This window comes from Streptomyces sp. NPDC104202, assembly GCF_055584185.1.
In genome coordinates this window covers 64802-88100 of the sequence record NZ_JBVJMN010000005.1, presented here as the reverse complement: position 1 = coordinate 88100, position 23299 = coordinate 64802, and the positions used below count along the sequence as shown (strand labels likewise).

General features: G+C 74.7%; 23 protein-coding genes and 1 riboswitch. Of the genes, 10 read left to right on the top strand and 13 right to left on the bottom strand.

What is annotated here, in order from left to right; translation table 11 throughout:
• Positions 1 to 7 precede the first annotated feature (7 nt).
• Genes ACZ60W_RS05295 through ACZ60W_RS05280 form a run of 4 tightly spaced genes read right to left on the bottom strand, consistent with a single transcriptional unit; the run spans position 8 to position 2795 of the window.
• Positions 8 to 1072, bottom strand: coding sequence for an endonuclease/exonuclease/phosphatase family protein (locus tag ACZ60W_RS05295; RefSeq protein WP_469754015.1), 1065 nt, complete (start codon positions 1070 to 1072; stop codon positions 8 to 10).
• A 5-nt stretch (positions 1073 to 1077) separates the two neighbouring features.
• Positions 1078 to 1512: a hypothetical protein gene (locus tag ACZ60W_RS05290; RefSeq protein WP_469754014.1), complete on the bottom strand. Its 435-nt coding sequence runs from the start codon at positions 1510 to 1512 to the stop codon at positions 1078 to 1080.
• Between the two features lie 10 nt (positions 1513 to 1522).
• A complete protein-coding gene (locus ACZ60W_RS05285) occupies positions 1523 to 1960 on the bottom strand; it encodes a DUF7144 family membrane protein (protein WP_469754013.1) in 438 nt (145 codons plus the stop codon).
• A gap of 37 nt (positions 1961 to 1997) precedes the next feature.
• Positions 1998 to 2795 carry an alpha/beta fold hydrolase gene (locus tag ACZ60W_RS05280; RefSeq protein ID WP_469754012.1) on the bottom strand — a complete coding sequence of 266 codons (798 nt, stop codon included), beginning with the start codon at positions 2793 to 2795 and terminating at the stop codon, positions 1998 to 2000.
• Between the two features lie 73 nt (positions 2796 to 2868).
• Between ACZ60W_RS05280 and ACZ60W_RS05275 the strand changes: the two genes are divergently transcribed.
• The 4 genes from ACZ60W_RS05275 (at position 2869) to ACZ60W_RS05260 (ending at position 6634) form a co-directional block, all read left to right on the top strand.
• Complete coding sequence (locus ACZ60W_RS05275; RefSeq protein WP_469754011.1) at positions 2869 to 4212, top strand: aminotransferase-like domain-containing protein; 1344 nt, start codon at positions 2869 to 2871, stop codon at positions 4210 to 4212.
• Positions 4213 to 4291: 79 nt separating this feature from the next.
• A complete protein-coding gene (locus ACZ60W_RS05270) occupies positions 4292 to 4696 on the top strand; it encodes a hypothetical protein (RefSeq protein ID WP_469754010.1) in 405 nt (134 codons plus the stop codon).
• A 106-nt stretch (positions 4697 to 4802) separates the two neighbouring features.
• Positions 4803 to 5771, top strand: coding sequence for an ATP-binding cassette domain-containing protein (locus ACZ60W_RS05265; protein WP_469754009.1), 969 nt, complete (start codon positions 4803 to 4805; stop codon positions 5769 to 5771).
• Positions 5768 to 6634, top strand: a complete 867-nt coding sequence (locus tag ACZ60W_RS05260; protein WP_469754008.1) for an ABC transporter permease — start codon at positions 5768 to 5770, stop codon at positions 6632 to 6634. The genes ACZ60W_RS05265 and ACZ60W_RS05260 overlap by 4 nt, the downstream gene beginning before the upstream one ends.
• Before the next feature lie 7 nt (positions 6635 to 6641).
• Here the strand turns inward: ACZ60W_RS05260 and ACZ60W_RS05255 are convergent, their stop codons facing one another.
• The 4 genes from ACZ60W_RS05255 to ACZ60W_RS05240 form a co-directional block, all read right to left on the bottom strand.
• Positions 6642 to 7013, bottom strand: coding sequence for a VOC family protein (locus ACZ60W_RS05255; RefSeq protein ID WP_469754007.1), 372 nt, complete (start codon positions 7011 to 7013; stop codon positions 6642 to 6644).
• Between the two features lie 73 nt (positions 7014 to 7086).
• Positions 7087 to 7536, bottom strand: coding sequence for a universal stress protein (locus tag ACZ60W_RS05250; RefSeq protein ID WP_469754006.1), 450 nt, complete (start codon positions 7534 to 7536; stop codon positions 7087 to 7089).
• A 62-nt stretch (positions 7537 to 7598) separates the two neighbouring features.
• Entirely contained in the window at positions 7599 to 8222 is a 624-nt protein-coding gene (locus ACZ60W_RS05245) for an FMN reductase (RefSeq protein WP_469754005.1), read from the bottom strand.
• Positions 8223 to 8225: 3 nt separating this feature from the next.
• Positions 8226 to 9308: an LLM class flavin-dependent oxidoreductase gene (locus tag ACZ60W_RS05240; RefSeq protein ID WP_469754004.1), complete on the bottom strand. Its 1083-nt coding sequence runs from the start codon at positions 9306 to 9308 to the stop codon at positions 8226 to 8228.
• Positions 9309 to 9453: 145 nt separating this feature from the next.
• On the opposite strand from ACZ60W_RS05240, the gene cbiE reads away from it, so the two are divergent.
• Positions 9454 to 10713, top strand: a complete 1260-nt coding sequence (cbiE, locus tag ACZ60W_RS05235) for a precorrin-6y C5,15-methyltransferase (decarboxylating) subunit CbiE (protein WP_469754003.1) — start codon at positions 9454 to 9456, stop codon at positions 10711 to 10713.
• Positions 10710 to 11459 carry a precorrin-4 C(11)-methyltransferase gene (cobM, locus tag ACZ60W_RS05230; RefSeq protein ID WP_469754002.1) on the top strand — a complete coding sequence of 250 codons (750 nt, stop codon included), beginning with the start codon at positions 10710 to 10712 and terminating at the stop codon, positions 11457 to 11459. Before cbiE ends, cobM begins: the two co-directional genes overlap by 4 nt.
• A 70-nt stretch (positions 11460 to 11529) precedes the next feature.
• On the opposite strand, the gene ACZ60W_RS05225 is transcribed toward cobM, so the two are convergent.
• On the bottom strand, positions 11530 to 11604 hold the full coding sequence (locus ACZ60W_RS05225) for a 50S ribosomal protein bL37 (RefSeq protein ID WP_099895366.1): 75 nt from the start codon (positions 11602 to 11604) through the stop codon (positions 11530 to 11532).
• Positions 11605 to 11699: 95 nt separating this feature from the next.
• On the opposite strand from ACZ60W_RS05225, the gene ACZ60W_RS05220 reads away from it, so the two are divergent.
• On the top strand, positions 11700 to 12377 hold the full coding sequence (locus ACZ60W_RS05220; protein WP_469754001.1) for a hypothetical protein: 678 nt from the start codon (positions 11700 to 11702) through the stop codon (positions 12375 to 12377).
• Between the two features lies 1 nt (position 12378).
• Here the strand turns inward: ACZ60W_RS05220 and ACZ60W_RS05215 are convergent, their stop codons facing one another.
• The gene (locus tag ACZ60W_RS05215) at positions 12379 to 13506 is read right to left on the bottom strand and encodes a cobalt-precorrin-5B (C(1))-methyltransferase (RefSeq protein WP_469754000.1); all 1128 of its coding nucleotides are present in this window, start codon (positions 13504 to 13506) and stop codon (positions 12379 to 12381) included.
• Between the two features lie 12 nt (positions 13507 to 13518).
• Here ACZ60W_RS05215 and ACZ60W_RS05210 point away from each other — a divergent pair, with 12 nt between their 5' ends.
• Entirely contained in the window at positions 13519 to 14265 is a 747-nt protein-coding gene (locus tag ACZ60W_RS05210; RefSeq protein ID WP_469753999.1) for a cobalt-precorrin-6A reductase, read from the top strand.
• Positions 14266 to 14389: 124 nt separating this feature from the next.
• Positions 14390 to 15904 (top strand): serine hydrolase, encoded by a 1515-nt coding sequence (locus tag ACZ60W_RS05205; protein WP_469754125.1) that lies wholly within the window; start codon positions 14390 to 14392, stop codon positions 15902 to 15904.
• A gap of 12 nt (positions 15905 to 15916) precedes the next feature.
• Here ACZ60W_RS05205 and ACZ60W_RS05200 read toward each other — a convergent pair whose 3' ends face one another.
• From ACZ60W_RS05200 to ACZ60W_RS05190, 3 genes are read right to left on the bottom strand one after another with little or no spacing between them, the layout of a single operon-like run.
• Positions 15917 to 17410, bottom strand: a complete 1494-nt coding sequence (locus ACZ60W_RS05200) for a precorrin-2 C(20)-methyltransferase (protein ID WP_469753998.1) — start codon at positions 17408 to 17410, stop codon at positions 15917 to 15919.
• Positions 17407 to 18060 carry a precorrin-8X methylmutase gene (locus ACZ60W_RS05195; RefSeq protein WP_469753997.1) on the bottom strand — a complete coding sequence of 218 codons (654 nt, stop codon included), beginning with the start codon at positions 18058 to 18060 and terminating at the stop codon, positions 17407 to 17409. The genes ACZ60W_RS05200 and ACZ60W_RS05195 overlap by 4 nt, the downstream gene beginning before the upstream one ends.
• Positions 18057 to 19319, bottom strand: a complete 1263-nt coding sequence (locus ACZ60W_RS05190; protein ID WP_469753996.1) for a cobalamin biosynthesis protein CobG — start codon at positions 19317 to 19319, stop codon at positions 18057 to 18059. The genes ACZ60W_RS05195 and ACZ60W_RS05190 overlap by 4 nt, the downstream gene beginning before the upstream one ends.
• 65 nt (positions 19320 to 19384) lie before the next feature.
• Positions 19385 to 19536, top strand: a riboswitch (cobalamin riboswitch).
• A 39-nt stretch (positions 19537 to 19575) separates the two neighbouring features.
• Between ACZ60W_RS05190 and cobN the strand changes: the two genes are divergently transcribed.
• Positions 19576 to 23199: a cobaltochelatase subunit CobN gene (gene cobN / locus ACZ60W_RS05185; RefSeq protein ID WP_469753995.1), complete on the top strand. Its 3624-nt coding sequence runs from the start codon at positions 19576 to 19578 to the stop codon at positions 23197 to 23199.
• Positions 23200 to 23299 lie beyond the last annotated feature (100 nt).

The window sequence follows — 23299 nt, the reverse complement described above, 5'->3', positions numbered from 1 at the left end:
TGGCGGATCAGCGCCCGCCGCGCAGGTCGAGATCGGTGAGGACGGCGCGGTGGTCGGAGCCGGCGACGCCGAGGAAGCGCACGTCGCGGACGGCGAAGTCGTCGCTGACCAGGACGTGGTCGATCTGGACGAAGGGCGGCAGGGGGCCTTCCATCGGCCAGGTGGGGGTGCGGCTCGCGCCCGTCGACCGGGCCGCGTCGCTCAGGCGTCCGGCGGCGAGGACGGCGCGGAAGGCGGCGTGGTCCTGGGAGGCGTTGAAGTCGCCGGCGATCAGGGCGGGGCCGGTCCGCCGCGCGGCGACGTCCGCGACCCGGCCGAGTTCCCGCTTCCACAGGGACACCTGGTGGGGGAGGGGCGGCATCGGGTGGGCGAGCTGGACGTCGACGGGGACGCCGGCGATGTCGGCGGTCGCGCCGGGCATGCCCATGGTGGCCGGGATCATCCGCCAGTCCCGCAGCGGGAAGGCGCTGAGCACCACGGAGCCCTCGGAGCCCTCGGCCTCCACGGCCGCGTAGTGGGGGAGTTCGTCGGCGAAGGCCGTGATCAGGGTCCGGCGGCAGGCGCGGTCGCACTCCGAGACGAAGACGAGCTGGGGGTGCTCCCGCCGGACCAGCGCGGCCAGCGACCGGGTGCCCTGGCCGAACTCGACGTTGGAGGCGAGGACCCTGACGTGCGCGAGCGCCGGCCCCTCGGGGACGGCGGGCCGCGGCGGGGAGGGCAGTGAGCTCCAGGCGACGGCGCCGAGGACGACGGCGGCGGCGAGGGAGAGCCCGCGGCGGCGGGCGGCGGCGGCGAGGAGCAGCGCGAGGCCGGCGGGGACGGCGAGCCAGGGGAGGAGGGAGAGGAGCTGGGTGACGGGGGTGGTCGCGTCGGTGTCGAGCAGCCGGCTGCCGGCGACGAGGGCGGGTGCGGCCAGGAGCAGCCCGGCGGCCCAGGCGAGGAGGCGGTGCCTGGGCCGGAGGGGCGGCCCGGGGGCCGGGGACGCGGTGTCCGGCAGGGGCCCGTGCGGGCGTACGGCCCCGGGCTCGGGTGCGGGCTCGGGCGCGGGTATGGCGGCAAGGACTCGGTCCACGTCCCTCAGTGTCGCAGGGCCTGCGAGATCTCCGCCTTGGTGGCACCGTCGAGGGTCCGGTTGCTGCGCGCGGTACCGGACTTGGACTTCCCCGGTTCGACGCCGTCGATGTTCAGGACGACCGCGTCGAGCAGGTTCCCTTCGGCGTCACGGAAGTTGACCATGACCGTGTAGTCGGCGGCCTTGTCCTTGGGGTTGGTCGCGGTGATCTCGGCGACCGTGCGGTCCCCGTCGGCGGTGGGGGTGCCGGCGCTGACGTCGCCGGTGGCGTTCACCCCGTCCTTGACCTCGTTCATCTTCTCCTGGGCGGCGGAGGCGGCCGCCGCCGTGGCGGAGGAGACGATGTCGCCGGCCGCTTCCTTGGCGGAGTCGCAGCCGCTGATCGCGAGGAGCGCGGCGGCGGCGAGCGCGAGGGCGGTGGTGCGTCTCGTGCGGTTCACGTGCCGCCCCTCAGAGGGTCTCGTCCGTGCCGTACGCCTCGTCCGTGGCGAGCGCCCAGATCACGAAGATCGAGACGGCCATGGAGAAGAGCGCCCACCACGGCTGGTAGGGCAGGAAGAGGAACTGGAAGAGGACGTTGAGCGAGGCGAGCGCGATGCCGGCGACGCGGCCCCACTCGGCGCCCTTGAGGATGCCGAAGCCCGCGACGGCGATGACGACGCCGAGGCAGAGGTGGATCCAGCCCCAGGTGGTGAGGTCGAACTTGAAGACGTAGTCGCCGACCCGGGTGTAGACGTCGTCCTCGGCGATACCGGCGATGCCCTGGAAGATGTCCATGAATCCGGTGACGAGCATGAGGACGCCGGCGAAGAGGGTGCCGCCGGCGGCCCAGGCCCCCGAGGTGCTCTGCTTGGTCCCCGGCGGGCGGGGCGCGGTGTTCTGGCTCATGTCCCCATCGTGGGAGCACGCGCGCGGTCGCGACCGTTCAGCTGGGCCGGTCGAGTGAACGCAGGAAGCGGTCGAGCGCCGCGTCGAACTCCTCGGTCCGCTCCAGGTTCGGCAGGTGCGCGGCCCGCTCGACGACGACCAGCGTCGCGTCAGGGAGCAGGGCGTGCATCTCCTCCGCGTCCGCGACCGGGGTGTACGTGTCGTCCCGGCCGACCACGACGAGTGCGGGCACGGCCGCCGCGGCGAGGGTCTCGCGGTAGTCGGGGCGCTCGGCCCGTCCGCGCAGGGCGGCGGCCGCGGCGACCGGGTCGGTCGCGCACATCATGCGGTGGACGTGGCCGGCGGCGTGCGGGTTGTACGGGGCGACCATCCGGTCCAGGACCTCGTCGGCGTATCCGCGCATGCCCTCGGCGAGCAGCCGGTCGGCCATGGCGTTCCTGGCCTTCCTGCCGTCCTCGGTCTCGGCGGCGGGGAAGGTGTCGGCGAGGACGAGGCCGCGGACCCGGCCCGGGTGGCGGCGGTAGAACTCCATGGCGATCTGGCCGCCCATGGAGAGGCCGGCGAGGACGCACTCCTCGATGCCCAGGCGGTCGAGGAGGGCGACGAGGTCCTCGGCGAAGTCGTCGAGGCCGGTGCGGCCGGTCGACGGGCCCAGCGGGGTGGCGCCGTAGCCGCGCAGGTCGGGGGCGACGACCCGGTGGGTGCGGGAGAAGCGGTCGATCTGCGGCCGCCACATGGTGTGGTCGAAGGGGTGGCCGTGGACCAGCAGGAGGGCGGGGCCCGAGCCCCGGTCCTCGTAGTGGGTCCCGGCGTGGGCGGTGGGGAAGGGGGGCATGCGGAAAGGCTAGGCAGCGCCATCGGATCGGTGCAATAAGATCTTTGCTCTCGGTGCAATGGGGAGGTTCCCGGTGGACGAGTACCGCAGGATCGCGGACCGCGTCGAGGCCGCCGTGCGCGACGGGCGGCTGCGGCCCGGCGACCGGCTCCCGCCGCAGCGGGTCTTCGCCCGCCGCCACGGCATCGCCAACTCCACCGCGATCCGGGTCTACGGCGAACTCGCCCGCCGCGGCCTGGTCGTCGGCGAGGTCGGCCGCGGCACCTTCGTCCGCGCCGCGCCCCCGCTGCCCGGACCCGCCCTCGCCGAGGCGACCGGCACCGCCCCCGTCGACCTCCAGCTGAACTACCCCGTCGCGCCCGGCCAGTCGGAGCTGATGGCCCGCGCGCTCACCGCACTCTCCCGGCCCGACGTCCTCGCCGAGGCCGTCTCCGGACCCGCCGCCGCCACCGGCACCCCCCGGGCCCGCGAGGCCGCCGCCGGCGTCCTCGCCCGGCCCGGCTGGACGCCCGACCCCGAGCGCGTCCTCTTCGCCGGCAACGGCCGGCAGGCCCTCGCCGCCGCGCTCTCCGCCCTCGTTCCGCCCGGCGGCCGGCTGGGCGTCGAAGCCCTCACGTACCCGCTGGTCAAAGCCGTCGCCGAACGCCTCGGCATCCGGCTCGTGCCGCTCGCCCTCGACGACGAGGGCGTCCGCCCCGACGCGCTCGCGGCCGCCCACCGGGCCACGCCGCTCGCCGCCGTCTACCTCCAGCCGACCCTGCACAACCCGCTCTCCGCCACCGCGGGCGAGGAGCGCCGGGCCGCACTCGCCGAACGGCTCCGCGGCCTCGACCTGACCGCCGTCGAGGACACCACCTGGGCCTTCCTCCTGCCCGACGCGCCCGCCCCGCTCGCCGCCCACGCCCCCGAACGCGTCCTCCTCGTGGACAGCCTCTCCAAGCGCCTCGCCCCCGGCCTCACCGTCGGCTACCTCGTCGTCCCCGGGCCCCTGCGCGCCGCCGTCGCCGACGCCCTGCGCTCCGGGGCCTGGACCGCCGGCGGCCTCGCCCTCGCGGCCGCCACCCGCTGGGCGGACGACGGCACCGTCACCGAGGCCGCCGCCGCCAAACGGGCCGAGACGCGCGCCCGGCACGCCCTCGTCCGGCGCCGGCTCGGCGGCCACGCGGTGCGCACCTCGCCGCACGCCTACTTCTGCTGGTGGGAGCTGCCCGCACCCTGGCGGGCCGAGACCTTCGCGGCCGCCGCGGCCGCCCGCGCGGGCGTCGCCGTCACCCCGGGCAGCGCCTTCGCCGTCGGCCCCGGATCGGCCCCGGACGCCGTCCGCGTCGGCCTCGCCTCGCCGCCCCGCGAGGTCCTCGACGCGGCCCTCGCCCGGCTCGCGGCGCTGGCGGACGAACCCGGCGCGCCCCCCGGCTGATCCACTTGCGGGCCGCCGGGCGCGGGTGTGCCCTGGAGGGTGCGGGACCAGGGGGGCGAGAGACGAAGGAGCTCCTGCCATGGCCGCACACGCAGCGGCGCCCGCCGGGCGCCGGATCACCACCCACGGCTGGGCCGGTCCGGTCGCCGTCGGTGTCCTCTACGGCCTCTACGCCGCCACCGTCGCCCGGCACGGCGGCCCGACCACGCTGGGCCAGCTGTGGCTCGGCCTGATCTCCGCGATCGTCCTCGCGGTGGGGATCCGCACGCTCCACCGGCACGGCCGCCGCCTCCCCCGCGAACTGCACGCCGCCGCGTGGGGCGTCCTGTCCGGCGTCGCGGTCGGGTTCCTCTTCAGCCTCTCCGACGCCAGCATCCTGTCCTCCAGCGGCCTCGGCCTCGCGTTCGGCGCGGTCAACGCGGTCGGTGCCTACTACGTCTACTACACGCACGAGGACGCCCAGGGCCGCCCCGCGCCCTACTGAGCCCCTCCCCCGCCGCGTCCGCCCGGCCCCGCCCCGCCGCATCCGGCCTGGCGGGACCGTGCGGGCCGACGGAGACTGGGAGGAGCGGCCTCCGGGAGGAGACGGGATGACCGACCTCGCCATCGAGACCGAGGGCCTGGTCAAGGTCTTCGGCACCAACCGCGCCGTCGACGGCGTCGACCTGCGGGTCCCCGCCGGCAGCGTCTACGGGGTCCTGGGGCCCAACGGCGCCGGGAAGACCACCGCGGTGAAGATGCTCGCGACCCTGCTCCGCCCCGACGCCGGCCGGGCCCGCGTCTTCGGCCAGGACGTCGTCGCCGACGCCGACGCCGTGCGCGGCCGCGTCAGCCTCACCGGCCAGTACGCCTCCGTCGACGAGGACCTGACCGGCACCGAGAACCTCGTCCTGCTGGGCCGGCTCCTCGGCCACGGCCGCCCCGCCGCCCGCGAACGCTCCGCGCAGCTGCTCACGGCCTTCGGCCTGGAGGAGGCCGCCGACCGGCAGGTCAAGAACTACTCGGGCGGCATGCGGCGCCGCATCGACATCGCCGCGTCCATCCTCAACACCCCCGACCTGCTCTTCCTCGACGAACCCACGACCGGGCTCGACCCGCGCAGCCGCAACCAGGTCTGGGACATCGTCCGCGCGGTGGTCGCCCAGGGCACCACCGTCATGCTCACCACCCAGTACCTCGACGAGGCGGACCGGCTGGCCTCCCGGATCGCCGTCATCGACCACGGCAAGGTGATCGCGGAGGGCACCAAGGGCGAGCTGAAGGCGTCCGTCGGCTCCGGATCGGTCCACGTGCGGCTGCGGGACGCCGGACAGCGGCCGGCGGCCGAGCGGGTCCTCGGGGCGGCGCTCGGGTCCGGCGTCCAGCTCGACCCCGACCCGGTCGCGCTCACCGCCACCGTCGACGGCCACGGCACGGACCTCGGAGCCGCCGAACAGGCCGCCCGGGCGCTCGCGGAACTCGCCCGCGCCGGGATCACCGTCGACGACTTCGCGCTCGGACAGCCCAGCCTCGACGAGGTGTTCCTGGCGCTGACGGACAGGAAGGGAACGACGGCATGACCACCGTCACCACCGGCAAGGACAAACGGGCCGCCGACACCGCGGAGTTCGTCGCCCCCCGGGCCGACGAACTGGCCGCGCTGCTCGTGGGACGCTCCCGCCCGCCGCGCCCGAGCGCCCTCTCCGCCTCGATGACCTTCGGCTGGCGGGCCATGCTCAAGATCAAGCACGTGCCGGAGCAGCTGTTCGACGTGACGGCGTTCCCGATCATGATGGTGGTGATGTACACCTACCTCTTCGGGGGCGCGCTGGCCGGTTCGGTCTCCTCGTACATCCAGTTCCTGCTGCCCGGCATCCTGGTGATGAGCGTCGTGATGATCACGATGTACACCGGTATCTCCGTCAACACCGACATCGAGAAGGGCGTCTTCGACCGCTTCCGGACGCTGCCGATCTGGCGGCCCGCGCCGATGGTCGGCTACCTCCTCGGCGACGTCGTGCGCTATCTGATCGCCTCGGCCGTGATGCTGACGGTCGGCATCCTCATCGGCTACCGGCCGGACGGCGGGGTCGTCGGCGTGGCGCTCGGGGTCGTGCTGCTGCTGGTGTTCTCGTTCTCGTTCTCGTGGATCTGGACCATGTTCGGGCTGCTGCTGCGCAGCGAGAAGTCCGTCATGGGCGTCTCGATGATGGTGATCTTCCCGCTGACGTTCCTGTCGAACGTCTTCGTCGACCCGAGCACGATGCCGGGCTGGCTCCAGGCGTTCGTCAACAACAACCCGGTCACCCACCTCGCCACGGCGGTGCGGGAACTGATGGCGGGGGAGTGGCCGGGCGTCGAGGTCGCCTGGACCCTGGGCTGGTCCGCGCTCTTCGTGGCCGTCTTCGGCGCGGTGACGATGCGGCTCTACAACCGCAGGTAGGGCGGGGTCACTTGCCCCGCGGGGTGGTCTGCTGGACCGCCCATCGGTTGCCGTCCGGGTCGGCGAAGTAGACGAACGACCCCCAGGGCTGGTCGTCGATCGCGCCGACCTCCACGCCCCGGGCGGTGAGGTCGGCATGGGCCTCCTCGATGTCCGCGACGACGACCTGCATGTTGTCCAGGGATCCCGGGGCCATCTCCGTGATGCCCTTGCCGAAGGCGATCGAGCAGGCCGAGCCCGGCGGGGTCATCTGCACGAAGCGGATGTCCTCGCTCACCGGGATGTCGTGGTCGGTGTGGAACCCGACCCGCTCGTAGAACGCCTTGGCCCGGTCGATGTCGGTGACGGGCACGCCGATCAGTTCCAGCTTGATGTCCATGAGGGCATCATGCTCCCGGCGGCGGACCGGCGCACGGTGTGCGGGTGCCCGGGCGCGGCGTCCCGCCCGCCGGTCAGGCGGACTCGTCGGCGCCGTCGGTCTCGCCGCGCACGACCACCACCGGGCACGTCGCGTGCTGGGTGACGTGGGAGGAGACCGAGCCCAGCATCGCCGCCCTGAAGCCGCTGTAGCCGCGGTCGCCGACGACGAGCAGGCTCGCGCCCTTCGCCGCGTCGAGGAGAGCCTGCGGGGCGTTCCCGCCGACGACCGTCCGGGTGGCCGCGGCGGCGACCGCCGGGTCGAGGACCTTGTCCAGGGACTCGGCGAGGATCTGCCGGGCGAGCTGCTCCGGGTCGAACTCCGGGATCGGGCCCGGCATCAGCGTCGCCCAGGAGGCCGGGTACTCCCAGCTGATCACCGTCTGCAGCGAGTCCCCGGTCAGGGCGGCCTGTGCGGCCGCCCACCTCAGCGCCTTGAGGGAGGGCGCCGATCCGTCGACGCCCACCACGATCCTGCCGGCCATCGCCGACCTCCGTTCGTTGTACGGCACATCAAAACGATCCGCCCCCAACGTAACAAAAGGGATCAATCAAGGCGAAGGTCGGCCAGCTGCCGCTCGAAGGGGACGACCTCGTCCTCGTCGGACGGCCGCGCCGGCCGCGCCGCGACCGCGTCGGCCAGCTCCTGGCCGGCCCGTGTGATCCGGGCGGGCAGGCCCTGGGTGTACGCGTCGCCGTCCGAACCCCAGTCCTCCGAGGCCGCGTAGACGGCGGTCGGCACGGTCAGCGCGCGCAGGTAGGCGAAGAGCGGGCGCAGGGCGTGGTCCAGGACCAGCGAGTGGCGGGCGGTGCCGCCGGTCGCCCCGATCAGGACCGGGGTGCCGGTCAGCGCGGCCGGGTCGATCAGGTCGAAGAACGACTTGAACAGCCCGCTGTACGAGGCCGTGAAGACCGGGGTCACCGCGACGACCCCGTCCGCGCCGGTCACCGCGTCGACGGCCTCCTGGAGCCGCTCCGAGGGGAAGCCGGTGACGAGGTTCTTCGCGATGTCGAGGGCTAGGTCGCGCAGTTCGACCACCTGGACGTCGACGGCGTACTCCTGCTCGGCGAGCCGGTAGCGGGCCGCCTGGAGCAGCCGGTCGGCGAGCAGCCGGGTGGAGGAGGGCGAGCTGAGTCCGGCGGAGACGGCGACCAGCTTCAACGTCTGCATGGTTCAGACCTCCTCGGTGGTGCGGGTGACGGCGGGGTGGAGCGGGGCGGTCTCCGGCACTCCGGCCGGACGCAGGGCGGCGAACTCCTTGCGCAGCACCGGGACGACCTCCTCGCCGAGGAGGTCGAGCTGCTCCAGGACGGTCTTGAGGGGCAGCCCGGCGTGGTCGACCAGGAACAGCTGGCGCTGGTAGTCGCCCACGTAGTCGCGGAAGGAGAGGGTGCGCTCGATGACCTCCTGCGGGGAGCCGACGGTCAGCGGCGTCTCCCGGGAGAACTCCTCCAGGGACGGGCCGTGGCCGTAGACGGGGGCGTTGTCGAAGTAGGGGCGGAACTCGCGTACGGCGTCCTGCGAGTTCCTGCGCAGGAAGACCTGGCCGCCGAGGCCGACGACGGCCTGCTCGGGGGTGCCGTGGCCGTAGTGCGCGTACCGCTGCCGGTAGAGGCGGACCATCTTCTCGGTGTGCTGCTTGGGCCAGAAGATGTGGTTCGCGAAGAAGCCGTCGCCGTAGTACGCGGCCTGCTCGGCGATCTCGGGCGAGCGGATGGAGCCGTGCCAGACGAACGGCGGGACGCCGTCGAGCGGGCGGGGCGTGGAGGTGAAGCTCTGCAGCGCGGAGCGGAACTTCCCCTCCCAGTCGACCACGTCCTCCCTCCACAGCCTGTGGAGGAGCGCGTAGTTCTCGATGGCGAGCGGGATGCCCTGCCGGATGTCCTGGCCGAACCACGGGTAGACCGGGCCGGTGTTGCCGCGGCCCATCATCAGGTCCACGCGGCCGTCGGCGAGGTGCTGGAGGGTCGCGTAGTCCTCGGCGATCTTCACCGGGTCGTTGGTGGTGATCAGCGTCGTGGACGTGGAGAGGATCAGGTTCTCGGTGCGGGCCGCGATGTGCCCGAGGAGGGTGGTGGGGGAGGACGGCACGAACGGCGGGTTGTGGTGCTCGCCGGTCGCGAAGACGTCCAGGCCGACCTCCTCGGCCTTGAGCGCGATGGCGACGGTGTTCTTGATGCGCTCGTGCTCGGTGGGGGTGCGGCCGGTGGTGGGGTCGGTCGTCACGTCGCCGACGGTGAAGATCCCGAACTGCATCGTGCTCACCTCTCGCGGTGCGGTGCCTCGCGGCTTGTTGGTTGAATCTTAAACCATCACGTCCAACGGTGCACCCCCTCCCCCTATTCCGCCCGGAGCGACCGCGCGGCAGGCCCCGCCGGCCACTCCCGTAGAGTTCGGCGGCGTGAACGGTGCGAGTGCGATATCGGTCGTCGGAATCGGCGCGGACGGCTGGGACGGGCTCCCCGAAGCCTCCCGCCGCGTCCTGCGCGCCGCCGAGGTCCTCCTCGGCGCCCCCCGCCAGCTCGCCCTCCTGGACCCCGCCGACTGCCCCGGCGAACGGATCGCCTGGCCCTCGCCCCTCCGGCCCGCCGTCCCCGGCCTCCTCGCCGCCCACGAAGGCCGCGCGATCGCCGTCCTCGCCAGCGGAGACCCCTCCTTCTACGGCATCGCCCGCACCCTCGCCGAGACCGCCGGCGCCGACCGCCTCCGCGTCCACCCCCACCCCTCCTCCGTCTCCCACGCCTGCGCCCGCCTCGGCTGGGCCCTGGAGGACGTCGAGACCGTCTCCCTCGTCGCCCGGCCCCTCGCCGCCCTCGCCGCCGTCCTCCACCCCGGCCGCCGGGTCCTCGTCCTCGGCGAAGGCCCCGGCACCCCCGCCGACGTCGCCGCGTACCTCCGCACCACCGGCTGGGGCGGCACCCGCGTCCGCGTCCTGGAACAGCTCGGCGGCCCCCGCGAACGGATCCTCGACGCCCCCGCGGCCGACTGGCCCCACGAACGGACCGACGCCCTCCACGTCCTCGCCCTCGACTGCGTGCGCGACCCCGGCACCCTGCGGCTCGGCGCCGCCCCCGGCCTCCCCGACGCCGCGTACGACCACGACGGCCAGCTCACCAAGCGGTACGTGCGGGCCGCCACCCTCGCCGCCCTCGCCCCCGCCCCCGGCGAACTCCTCTGGGACGTCGGCGGCGGCTCCGGCTCCATCGGCGTCGAATGGATGCGCACCCACCGCTCCTGCCGGGCGATCGCCGTCGAGAGGTCCCCGGAACGCGCCGCCCGCATCACCCGCAACGCCGACGCCCTCGGCGTCCCCGCCCTGCGCGTCGTCACCGGGCCCGCGCCCGCCGCCCTCGCCGGGCTGCCCACCCCCCACGCCGTCTTCATCGGCGGCGGCCTGACCGCCCCCGGCCTGCTCGACGCCTGCTGGGACGCGCTCCCCGCCGGCGGCCGGCTCGTCGCCAACACCGTGACCCTGGAGTCCGAGGCGCTGCTCGCCGACCGGTACCGCCGCCACGGCGGCGAACTGATCCGGCTCGCGGTCTCCGCCGCCGTGCCCGTCGGCGGCTTCACCGGCTGGCGCCAGGCGATGCCCGTCACCCAGTGGTCCGTGACCAAGGAACCCGTGACGCACGAATCCGTGCCGCAGGAAGAGGAAGCATGACCGTCTACTTCATCGGAGCGGGCCCCGGCGCGGCCGACCTCATCACCGTCCGCGGCGCGCGGACCCTGGCGGCGTGCGGCGTCTGCCTCTACGCCGGCTCCCTCGTCCCCGCCGAACTGCTCGCCGAGTGCCCCCCGGACGCCACGCTCGTCGACACCGCCGACCTCGACCTCGACCGGATCGTCGACGAGATCGCCGCCGCCCACGCCGCCGGCCACGACGTGGCCCGGCTCCACTCCGGCGACCCGTCCGTCTTCAGCGCGGTCGCCGAGCAGATGCGCCGCCTCGACGCCCTCGGCATCCCCTACGAGGTCGTCCCCGGCGTCCCGGCCTTCGCGGCCGCCGCCGCCGCGCTCAAGCGGGAACTCACCGTCCCCACCGTCGGCCAGACCGTCATCCTCACCCGCATCGCCCAGCAGGCCACGCCCATGCCCGAGGGCGAGGACCTGGCCACCCTCGGCCGCAGCGGCGCCCTGCTCGTCCTCCACCTCGGCGCCCGCTACGTCGACCGGATCGTCTCCGAGCTCGTCCCGCACTACGGCACCGACTGCCCCGCCGCCGTCGTCGCCATGGCCAGCCGCCCCGACGAGCTCGTCCTGCGCGGCACCCTGGAGGACATCGCCGGCCAGGTGAAGGACGCCGGCATCACCAGGACGGCCGTCATCCTCGTCGGCCGCACCCTCGCCGCCTCCGAGTTCCGCGACAGCCACCTCTACGACCCGGCCCGCGACCGCCACGCCTGCTGACCGGGCCCCGCACCCCGGCACGACGACGGCCGGACCCCCACACGGGTCCGGCCTCCGTCACCGTCACGACTCAGGCGTTCGGCCGCTTGCCGTGGTTCGCCTTCTTCTTCTTGCGCGCCCGCTTCTTGTTGCCGCGCTTCGCCATGGCGATTCCTCCCTTTCCGTGGGGGTCCCTGCGCTGTCGAGCCTAGGTTCGGGGGCGGGGACGCGCATGTCGGTGCCACCGTCTTGAATGGACCCGTGACCGTCTACGACGTCGCCCGGGCGCTGCCGGGCATCGAGGAACTGCGCGACCACAGCCGAGGGCTCGCGATGCTGGAAGCCGTGCTCTGCCCCGAGTGGGAGAGCCGCGCCTACTCCTTCGACGCCCACTGGTCGGAGCACGAGCAGCTGGCGTCGATGAAGGACGGCTCGGGCGGCGAGTACACCATCGTCCTCTCCCCCGCCGGGGCCTTCGCCCGCGTCTTCGACCACGAGTCCCCGCTCAGCCCCTACGGGCCGCTCGCCGACGGGACGACCTGGCCCGGCGTGCTCGACGGCGTCCCCGACGTCTTCCGCGAGTACCTGACCGAGCCCGCCTTCACCGACGAGGACGGGGTCCACGTGACCACCGCCTGCCTGTGGCGCGAGACCGCGGACACCGCCTGGCGCACCGGCCCCGTCGAGTACCCCGACGTGGACGGCCGCACCGACCCGGACGGCTCCGGCGTGTTCCTCCGGCTGCTCACGGACCGTTCGGCGACGGCCTACGCCACCTGGGCGTCCGACTGCTACGAGACCCCCGTCGACCTCGGAGCCGTCCGCCACGTCCTCGCCCTGCGGCCCCTCACGCCCGAGGTCGTCGCCGCCCTCAACCCCGCTGTGACCCTCGCCGACCTCGCGGAGGACATCGCCGAGATCGGCTACCCCGCCGCCTGACTCACCCGCCGCCCGGCCCCTTCGGCGCCGCGCGGCCCACCACCGCGCCCGCGCGGTCGATGCAGACGACGTCGACCGCGACCGGGGCGCCGCGGAGCACGGCGAGGGCCTCGTCGCGGGCGCGGGCGGCGACCAGATCGCCGAGGGGGACGCCGGCGGCCTCGCAGAGCCGCAGGGCCGCGAGGCCGGTGTTGGCCCCGGCGACCTCGGCGGCGAGCGCCTCCGGCGCGCCGCCCGTGCGGGCCAGGTCCGCCAGGAACGGCTTGTCGACCTGCGAGCGGGCGGAGTGCAGGTCGAGGTGGCCGGCGGCCAGCTTGGAGAGCTTGGCGAAGCCGCCGCAGAGGGTCAGCCGGTCGACGGGATGGCGGCGGACGTACTTCAGGACGGCGCCCGCGAAGTCGCCCATGTCGAGGAGGGCGATCTCCGGCAGGTCGTAGAGGCCCGCGACCGTGCGCTCGGAGGTGGAGCCCGTGCAGCCGGCGACATGGGTCAGGCCGCCGGCGCGGGCCACGTCCACGCCGCGGCGGATCGAGTCGATCCAGGCGGAGCACGAGTACGGCACGACGACGCCCGTGGTGCCGAGGATCGACAGGCCGCCGAGGATGCCGATCCGGGGGTTCCAGGTGGAGCGGGCGATCTCGGCGCCGTCGTCCACGGAGACGGTGACCTCGACGTCGCCGGGCGCGCCGTGCCGGGCGGCCACCGCGGCCACGTGCTCGCGCATCAGCTGCCGGGGCACGGGGTTGATGGCGGGTTCGCCGACCTCCAGCGGCAGCCCCGGCAGGGTGACCGTGCCGACGCCCTCGCCCGCCCGGAAGACGACGCCCGAGCCGGGCGGCAGCAGCCGCACCGTCGAGCGGATCACGGCGCCGTGGGTGACGTCCGGGTCGTCGCCGGCGTCCTTGACCACGGCCGCCATCGCCGTCCCCTCCGTGAGCCGCTCGCCGGCGAGCGCGAACGCCGGGGTCTGCCCCTTCGGCAGCGTGATCGTCACCGGGTCCGGGAAGTCGCCGGTGAGCAGGGCCGTGTACGCGGCCGTCGTCGCCGCCGTCGCGCAGGCACCGGTCGTCCAGCCCGGGCGGAGACCGGTGTGCTTGAGTTGGGCCTCACGCCCGCCGCCTGAAGTCACGAAGAGGCTCCTGTGCACGTACTCATTCTCGGCGGGACCTCCGAGGCCCGCGCGCTCGCCGGGCTGCTGCACGGCCGGGTCCGCGTCACCAGTTCCCTCGCGGGGCGGGTGGCGAACCCCCGGCTGCCGGAGGGGGAGGTGCGGATCGGCGGGTTCGGCGGCGCCGACGGGCTGGCGGCGTGGCTGGCCGAGCACGCCGTGGACACGGTCATCGACGCCACCCACCCCTTCGCCGAGCGCATGAGTTTCCACGCGGCCCGGGCGGCCGCCACCGCCCATGTTCCCCTGCTGGCGCTCCGGCGTCCCGGCTGGGTCCCGGGGGAGGGCGACGACTGGCGTTCCGTCGCCTCCCTGGAGGAGGCGGCCCGGGCCCTCGACGGCCTGGGCGACCGGGTCTTCCTCACCACCGGCCGCATGGGCCTCGCGGCCTTCGCCGCCTGCCCCCAGTGGTTCCTCGTCCGCTCGGTCGACGCCCCCGACACCCCGGCCCCGGCCCGCAGCGAGATCCTCCTCGACCGGGGCCCCTTCACCCTGGACGGCGAACGGGACGTCCTCGCCCGCCGGCGGATCGACGTCGTGGTCACCAAGGACAGCGGCGGCGCCGCCACCGCCCCCAAACTCACCGCAGCCCGCGAGGCCGGCCTCCCGGTCGTCCTCGTCCGCCGCCCCCCGGTCCCACACGGCATCCCGACGGCGACGACCCCCGAGGAGGCCGCCGCGTGGGTCGCCACCCAGTGGCGGGAGCGCCGTATCCGCTGACCTCGGCCCGTCCCGGCCCGGGGCCGCCCGGCCGGTTCCCCGACGCGACAGCGGGTTCCGCCGGGCGTTCAATGAGGGGGTGGGTACCGTCCGGTGGCTGGCCACGGCGGGGCTCGTGGCGCTGATGGGCGCCGCTCCGGGCCCCTCCCCCTCGCCGACGCCCGAGCCGCCCCCCGCGCAGCCGCCACCGGTCCTCGACCGGGCGGACGTGGAACGGGCCGTCGGGCGGCTCGACGCGGACGTCGCGGCGATGATGAAACGGACCGGGGTACCGGGGGTGTCCGTCGCGGTGGTGTACCAGGGCAAGGTGGTGCACCTCAAGGGCTACGGGGTGCGGGAGGCGGGCAAGCCGGCCCGGGTGGACGCGGACACCGTGTTCCAGCTGGCGTCCGTCTCGAAGCCGATCGCGTCGACGATCGTGTCGGGTGCGGTGGGGACGGAGGGCTGGCAGAAGCCGGTGGCGCCGGAGCTGCCGGAGTTCCGGCTGAAGGACCCGTGGGTGACCTCGCACATGACGGTCGCGGACCTGTTCTCCCACCGGAGCGGGCTGCCGGACCACGCGGGGGACCTGCTGGAGGACCTGGGGTACGACCGGGACTACGTCCTGGCGCACCTGCGGTACGAGCCGCTGGCGCCGTTCCGGGCGAGTTACGCGTACACGAACTTCGGTCTGACGGGGGCGGCGGAGGCCGTCGCCGCGGAGAAGGGCGTGGCGTGGGAGAAGCTCGCCGAGGACACGCTGTACCGGCCGGCGGGGATGAACGACACCAGTTCGAGCTTCCGGGACTTCGAGGAGAACCCCGACCGGGCCGTGGGGCACGTGAAGGAGCCCGACGGGACGTGGAAGGCGCGCTACGTGCGGGACCCGGACGCCCAGTCGCCGGCCGGCGGGGTGAGTTCGTCGGCGCGGGACATGGCGGTGTGGCTGCGGCTGCAGCTGGGGGACGGGACGCTGGACGGTCGGCGGATCGTCGACGCGGAGGCGCTCGAACTGACCCATCACCCCGAGGCCGTGTCCTCCCCGGCACGGGCGCCGGCGGGCAGGACCGGCTTCTACGGACTCGGCTGGAACGTGTCGTACGACGACGAGGGCCGGCTGAGGCTGTCGCACACCGGCGCGTTCGCGGAGGGCGCCCACACCAACGTGACGATGCTGCCGGGCGAGGAGCTGGGGATCGTCGTCCTCACGAACGGGTCGCCGGTCGGCGTCGCGGACGCGGTCGCCCTGGACTTCTTCGACACCGCGCAGGAGGGGAAGCCCAGCCGGGACTGGATGCCGCTCGTCAACGCGCTCTACGAGCAGGAGGCGGACGCCGGCCGGTCGCCGACGGACTACGCCCATCCGCCGGCCGACGCCTCCGCCGCGAAGTCCGCCGACGCGTACGCCGGCACGTACACCAATGACTACTACGGGCGGATGACGGTGGCCGAGGACGACGGCGGCCTGGTGCTGCGTCTGGGGCCGGAGCCCCAGACGTACCGGCTGACGCACTACTCCGGCGACACGTTCAGCTTCCCGACGCGAGGGGAGAACGCCGTCGGTCTCACCGGCGTGACGTTCTCCCCCGACGGGAGGACCGTCCGCGTCGAGTACCTGGACCAGGAGGGGCTGGGCACCTTCACCCGCACGTCCTCCTAGCGGCGGGCTCGCTCAGCCGTACCGCCGCGGGGTCCAGGCGATGGTGTGGCCGTCGGCGCGGGTGACGGCGCGGGTCTGGGAGGAGCCGACGAGGAGGAGGGTGCGCATGTCGACCTCGGAGGGTTCCAGGGTCTTCAGGGTGAGGACCCGGACGGACTGCTCGGGGCCGCCGACGTCGCGGGCGACGACCACGGGGGTCTCCGGGGAGCGCAGTTCGAGCAGGAGGTCGCGGGCGGCGGCCACCTGGTGGGTGCGGGAGCGGGAGCCCGGGTTGTAGAGGGCGATGACCAGGTCGGCGGAGGCGGCGGCGCGGAGCCGGGCCTCGATGACGTCCCACGGCTTGAGCCGGTCGGAGAGGGAGATCGTGGCGTAGTCGTGGCCGAGGGGGGCGCCCGCTGCGGCGGCCGCCGCGTTGGCGGCGGTCACCCCGGGGAGGACCCGGACGGGGACGTCCGCGTACTCCGGCTCGCAGGCGACCTCCAGGACGGCGGTGGCCATGGCGAAGACGCCCGGGTCGCCGCCGGAGACGACCGCGACCTTCCGGCCGCGGCGCGCCAGGTCGAGGGCGAACTCGGCGCGCTCGGACTCGACCTTGTTGTCGGAGCCGTGGCGGATCTGGCCGGGCCGGAGCACCGGCACCCGGTCGAGGTAGGTGGTGTAGCCGACGAGGACGTCCGCGTTGACGAGCGCGCCGCGCGACTCGGGGGTCAGCCAGGGCGCGCCGGCGGGGCCGGTGCCCACGACGACGACCTCGCCGCGCTCCCGCGCGGGGGGTTCCTCGTCGACGCGGGAGGGCAGGACGGCGACGGAGAAGTACGGGACGGACTCCGGGTCCACCCCGGCCAGGGCGCCGGTCCGCTCGCCGGGCATGAACGCCCGCTCCACGTACCGCGCGTCGTCGAGGCGGCCGGCCCGCTCCAGGGCCCTGCGCACGGTGGGGAAGGTGCGGCCGAGCTTCATCACGACCGCCGAGTCGGTGCCCGCGAGACGGGCCGTCAGCTCGTCCTCCGGCAGGGTGCCGGGGATGATCGTGAGGACCTCCTCCGCCTCGCACAGCGGCTCCCCGAGCCGGGCGGCGGCGGCGCTGACCGAGGTGACGCCGGGGATGACGGTGGTGTCGTAGCGGTCGGCGAGCCGCTTGTGCATGTGCTGGTACGAGCCGTAGAACAGCGGGTCGCCCTCGGCGAGGACGGCGACGGTGCGGCCGGCGTCGAGGTGGGCGGCGAGGCGGGCCGCGGCCTCCTCGTAGAAGTCGTTCAGGGCGCCCCGGTAGCCCCCCGGGTGGTCGGTGGTCTCCACCGTGAGCGGGTACATCAGCCGCTCCTCGATCTGGTCCTCGCGGAGGTGCTCCGCGGCGATCGAGCGGGCGATGGAGCGGCCGTGGCGGGCCGAGTGGTAGGCGACGACGTCGGCGGCGGCGATGGCCTTCACCGCGGCGACGGTCATGAGGTCCGGGTCGCCGGGGCCGAGGCCGACGCCGTACAGCTTTCCGGTCACGGTGGTCATGCCTGGATCTCCGCTTCGTGGGCGATCGCGTTGATCGCGGCGGCCGTCATGGCGCTGCCGCCGCGCCGGCCGCGGACGACGAGGTAGTCGAGGCCGAGGTCCTGGTCGGCGAGCGCGTCCTTGGACTCGGCGGCGCCGATGAACCCGACGGGTATGCCGAGGACGGCGGCGGGCCTCGGCGCGCCCTTCGCGACCATCTCCAGGAGGTGGAAGAGGGCGGTGGGGGCGTTGCCGATGGCGACGACGGAGCCTTCGAGGCGGTCCCGCCACAGTTCGAGGGCGGCGGCCGAGCGCGTGGTGCCGAGCTCGGCGGCGAGCGCGGGCACGGCCGGGTCGGAGAGCGCGCAGATCACCTCGTTGTCGGCGGGCAGCCGCTTGCGGGTGACGCCGCTGGCGACCATCTGGGCGTCGCACAGGATCGGCGCGCCGGCCCGGAGGGCCTCGCGGGCCCGGGAGACGACCTGCGGCGAGTAGGCGATATCGCGTACGAGGTCGGTCATGCCGCAGGCGTGGATCATCCGGACCGCCACCTGGGCGACGTCGGCGGGCAGGCCCGCCAGATCCGCCTCGGCGCGGATCGTGGCAAAGGACCGGCGGTAGATCTCCGCCCCGTCCTTCTCGTAGTCGAACATCCTGGTGCTCTCGCTCATCTCGTCGGGTTCGTGCGGGCGGTGGCGACCGCTTCGGTCAGGGAGGTGCGGGGGGTGGGGAGGCCGTCCACCAGATAGGCGTCCTCGCCGGTGGCGAGGACCTCGACCCAGTCGCCGTGCGGGTGCCCGCAGCGGCGCGCGCACCCCGAGAAGTGCACGGGCAGCGGCCCCGGCGGCGCGGCGAGCGCGTCCGCCCGGACGTCGGCGAGGGACTTGGCGCAGCCGGGCCGGCCGGTGCAGGCGGTGACGCCCGCCCCGGGTGCCCCGGGCCGGGTGACGAGTCCGTGCCGCTCCAGCTCCCGCAGCCTCTCTTCGGCGGTCGGGGGCGTCGGGCCGGCCGGGTGCTCCGGGTCGACGACGACCACTCCGCGCCAGGGGGTGAGGCGGAGTTCGGCGGCCGGCGCCAGGGCCCGCAGCTGGGCGGCGGTCAGCCGGCCGAGCGGCGCGAGGACGTGCAGGCCGCCGGGGAGCGCCCCGGGGGCGGGCGGCGGGGAGACGGTGAGCGGCGGCGGTACGGGGACGGGCTCCGCCCCGACCCCGGCGCGGGCCAGGGCCCCGGCCCACCGCGGTACGTGGGTGTCGGGCAGTTCCCGCGGCCGCCAGGCCCCGGTGCCGGCCGCCTCGGCGGCGTCGAGGAAGGCGAGGGCGGCGGCGAGGGCGGCGCGGACGGCGTCGGCGGCGTCGATCCGGAAGGCCGCGGGGCCGAGCCGCAGCAGGGCGGTCCCGGCGGGCTCTGCGACCAAGCTCACATCGCCGCCGAGTCCGGCCACCTCGCCGCGGCCGTCGTCGAGGACGAACAGGAACCGTCCCGAAAGGGACGCGGCCCGGGGCTCGGCGCAGAGGCCGGCGTCCAGCCCGCGGGCCCACAACTGCACGTCGGCGCGGCCGAGTCCGCCGAGTCCGGCGGTGGGCGAGGCGATGACGTTGCGGACGCGTTCGTGGGTCGGGGAGGGCAGCAGGTCGGCCGCGGCGAGCAGCTCCGCGAGCCGGGCCCCGCACCCCTCCGGAAGGCCGCGCAGCTCCGCGTTGCCGCGCGAGGTGACGCTGATCCGCCCGTCGCCGAGGGTCTCCGCCGCGTCGGCCAGCACATGTGCCTGACGTGACGTCAGGCGGCCTGCGGGGAGCCGGAGTCGGGCCAGCCGGCCGTCGTCGGCCGCGTGCAGGCGCAGCGCCCCGGGGCAGGCGTCGCCACGGTCCCGTATGCGAGGTTCGCCCGGTTCGGGCGGCGGGGGTGGGGTGGGCGGCATGGCGGCGAGCATACCCACGGGAAACCGGCCGACCACCGGGTGTGATCCTGCCGACCCTTCGGCCCCCCGACGGCACGATCTACTATGCAGACGGCATGGGGTCCCAGGACCCCGGGGAGGAAGCCCGGTGAGAATCCGGCGCGGTCCCGCCACTGTGAGCCCGTACCGGTCGTGCCTCGGCACCACCCGGGACGGGTGAGTCAGGAACTCCCGCCATCCACACGACCACCCGGGGCGCGGACAACCCCGAGGAAGGCCTGCGCACGCCATGCTTCTGCTGCTGTCGCACTCCGACACCGACCTGCTCAGCGCCCGCGCGGCGAACGCCGGATCCGCCGGCGGCCCGGTCGAGTACCGCTTCGCCAACCCCTCCCGCCTTCCCCTCGCCGACCTGGCCGGCCTCCTCGACGAGGCCGAACTCGTCGTCGTCCGCCTCCTCGGCGGCCTCCGCTCCTGGCAGGAGGGGCTCGACGCGATCCGGGCCACCGGAAAGCCGCTCGTCGTCCTCAGCGGCGAACAGGCCCCCGACGCCCAGCTGATGGAGGCGTCCACCGTCCCCGTCGGCGTCGCCACCGAGGCGCACGCCTACCTGGCGCACGGCGGCCCCGCCAACCTGGAGCAGCTGGCCCGCTTCCTCTCCGACACGGTCCTCCTCACCGGCCACGGCTTCGAGGCCCCGGCCGCCGCCCCCACCTGGGGCGCGCTGGACCGCACCCCGCGCCGCACCGACGGCCCGACCGTCGCCGTGCTCTACTACCGCGCCCACCACATGAGCGGCAACACCGCCTTCGTCGGCGCCCTCTGCGAGGCGATCGAGGACGCCGGCGCCCGCGCCCTGCCGCTCTACGTCGCCTCCCTGCGCGCCCCCGAGGCCGCACTCGTCGACACCCTGCGCACCGCCGACGCCATCGTCACCACCGTCCTCGCCGCCGGCGGCACCAAGCCCGCCGAAGCCCAGGCCGGCGGCGACGAGGAGGCCTGGGACGCGGGCGCGCTCGCCGCGCTCGACGTGCCGATCCTCCAGGCGCTCTGCCTGACCGGCTCGCGGTCCGCGTGGGAGGAGAACGACGAGGGCCTCTCCCCGCTGGACGCCGCCAGCCAGGTCGCGGTGCCCGAGTTCGACGGCCGGCTCATCACCGTCCCGTTCTCCTTCAAGGAGATCGACGAGGACGGCCTGCCCGCGTACGTCGCCGACGCCGAACGCGCGGCCCGCGTCGCGGGGATCGCCGTCCGGCACGCCCGGCTGCGCCACATCCCCAACGCCGAGAAGAAGCTGGCGCTCGTCCTCTCCGCGTACCCCACCAAGCACTCCCGCATCGGCAACGCGGTCGGCCTCGACACCCCCGCCTCCGCCGTCGCCCTGCTCCGCCGGCTGCGCGAGGAGGGCTACGACTTCGGACCGGAGGAGGACCTCCCCGGCGTGGTCTCCGGCGACGGCGACGAGCTGATCTACGCCCTCATCGAGGCCGGCGGCCACGACCGCGACTGGCTCACCGACGAACAGCTCGCCAAGAACCCGGTGCGCATCCCCGCCGCCGACTACAAGCGCTGGTACGCGACCCTGCCCGAGGAGCTGCGCACCCACGTCGAGGAGCACTGGGGCCCCGCGCCCGGCGAGATGTTCCTCGACCGCTCCCGCAACCCGGAGGGCGACATCGTCCTCGCCGCCCTGCGCCGCGGGAACCTGCTGGTCCTCATCCAGCCGCCGCGCGGCTTCGGCGAGAACCCGATCGCGATCTACCACGACCCCGACCTCCCGCCCTCCCACCACTACCTGGCCGCCTACCGCTGGATCGCCGCCCGCGCCGAGGACGGCGGCTTCGGCGCCGACGCCATGGTCCACCTCGGCAAGCACGGCAACCTGGAGTGGCTGCCCGGCAAGAACGCCGGCCTGTCCGCCGCCTGCGGCCCCGACGCGGCCCTCGGCGACCTGCCGCTCGTCTACCCCTTCCTCGTCAACGACCCCGGCGAGGGCACCCAGGCCAAGCGCCGCGTCCACGCCACGCTCGTCGACCACCTGGTGCCGCCGATGGCCCGCGCCGACTCGTACGGCGACATCGCGCGGCTGGAGCAGCTGCTCGACGAGTACGCGCAGATCTCCTCCATGGACCCGGCGAAGCTGCCCGCGATCCGCGCCCAGATCTGGACGCTGATCCAGGCCGCCAAGCTCGACCACGACCTCGGCCTCCAGGAGCGCCCCGAGGACGACGGCTTCGACGACTTCCTGCTGCACGTCGACGGCTGGCTGTGCGAGGTCAAGGACGCCCAGATCCGCGACGGCCTGCACGTCCTCGGCGGCGCCCCGGCCGGCGAGGCCCGGGTCAACCTGGTCCTCTCCATCCTGCGCGCCCGCCAGATCTGGGGCGGCACCCAGGCGCTGCCCGGCCTACGCGAGGCCCTCGGCCTGGACGAGTCGGCCGCCACCCGCACCACCGCCGACGAGGCGGAGGCCGCGGCCCGCGCGCTGGTCGAGGCGATGGAGGCGGCCGACTGGTCGGCGGACGCCGTCGGGACGGTCGCCGCCGCCCACGGCCCGGAGGTCCGGTCCGTCCTGCGCTTCGCCTGCGAGCAGGTCGTGCCGCGCCTCGCCGCCACCACCGACGAACTGGCGCACGCCGTACACGCCCTGAACGGCGGCTTCGTCCCCGCCGGGCCGTCCGGCTCCCCGCTGCGCGGTCTGGTCAACGTCCTGCCGACCGGCCGGAACTTCTACTCGGTCGACCCCAAGGCCGTGCCGTCCCGGCTCGCCTGGGAGACCGGCCAGGCGCTCGCCGACTCGCTCCTGGAGCGCTACCGCACCGACAACGGCACCTGGCCGACCTCGGTGGGCCTCTCCCTGTGGGGCACGAGCGCGATGCGGACGGCGGGCGACGACGTCGCCGAGGCCCTCGCGCTGCTCGGCGTCCGCCCGCTGTGGGACGAGGCGTCCCGCCGCGTCAACGGCCTGGAGCCGATCCCGCTCGCCGAGCTCGGCCGCCCGCGCGTCGACGTCACCCTGCGCATCTCCGGCTTCTTCCGGGACGCGTTCCCGCACGTCATCGGCCTCCTCGACGACGCCGTCCGGCTCGTCGCCGGCCTGGCGGACGAGTCCGCCGAGGACAACTACGTCCGGGCGCACGCGCAGGCCGACCTCGCCGAGCACGGCGACGAGCGGCGCGCCACCACCCGCATCTTCGGCTCCCGCCCCGGCACGTACGGCGCGGGCATCCTCCAGCTGATCGACTCGCGGGACTGGCGCACCGACGCCGACCTCGCCGAGGTGTACACGGTGTGGGGCGGGTACGCCTACGGCCGCGGTCTCGAAGGCCGCCCGGCCCGGGCCGAGATGGAGACGGCGTACAAGCGGATCGCGGTCGCCGCGAAGAACACGGACACCCGCGAGCACGACATCGCCGACTCCGACGACTACTTCCAGTACCACGGCGGCATGGTCGCGACCGTCCGCGCGCTCAAGGGCACCGCCCCCGAGGCGTACATCGGCGACTCGACCCGCCCCGAGACCGTCCGCACCCGCACCCTCGTCGAGGAGACCTCCCGGGTCTTCCGGGCCCGCGTGGTCAACCCGCGCTGGATCGAGGCCATGCGCCGCCACGGCTACAAGGGCGCCTTCGAGCTGGCGGCCACCGTCGACTACCTCTTCGGGTACGACGCCACGACGGGCGTCGTCGCCGACTGGATGTACGACAAGCTGACGCAGGAGTACGTCCTCGACCCGGAGAACCAGGCCTTCCTCAAGGAGGCCAACCCCTGGGCCCTGCACGGCATCGCCGAGCGGCTCCTGGAAGCCGAGTCCCGCGGCATGTGGGAGAAGCCGGACCCGGAGACCCTGGCCGCCCTGCGCCAGGTGTACCTGGAGACCGAGGGCGACCTGGAGGGCCCGGACGAGGACTAGGGCCTGTCGTCACCATCCCCTCTGCCCCGCGACGCCTGGCACGCGCTCTCGCCGCACCGGGCGAAAGCGCGAGTACGCCCCGTACGAGCACTTCCCCCCG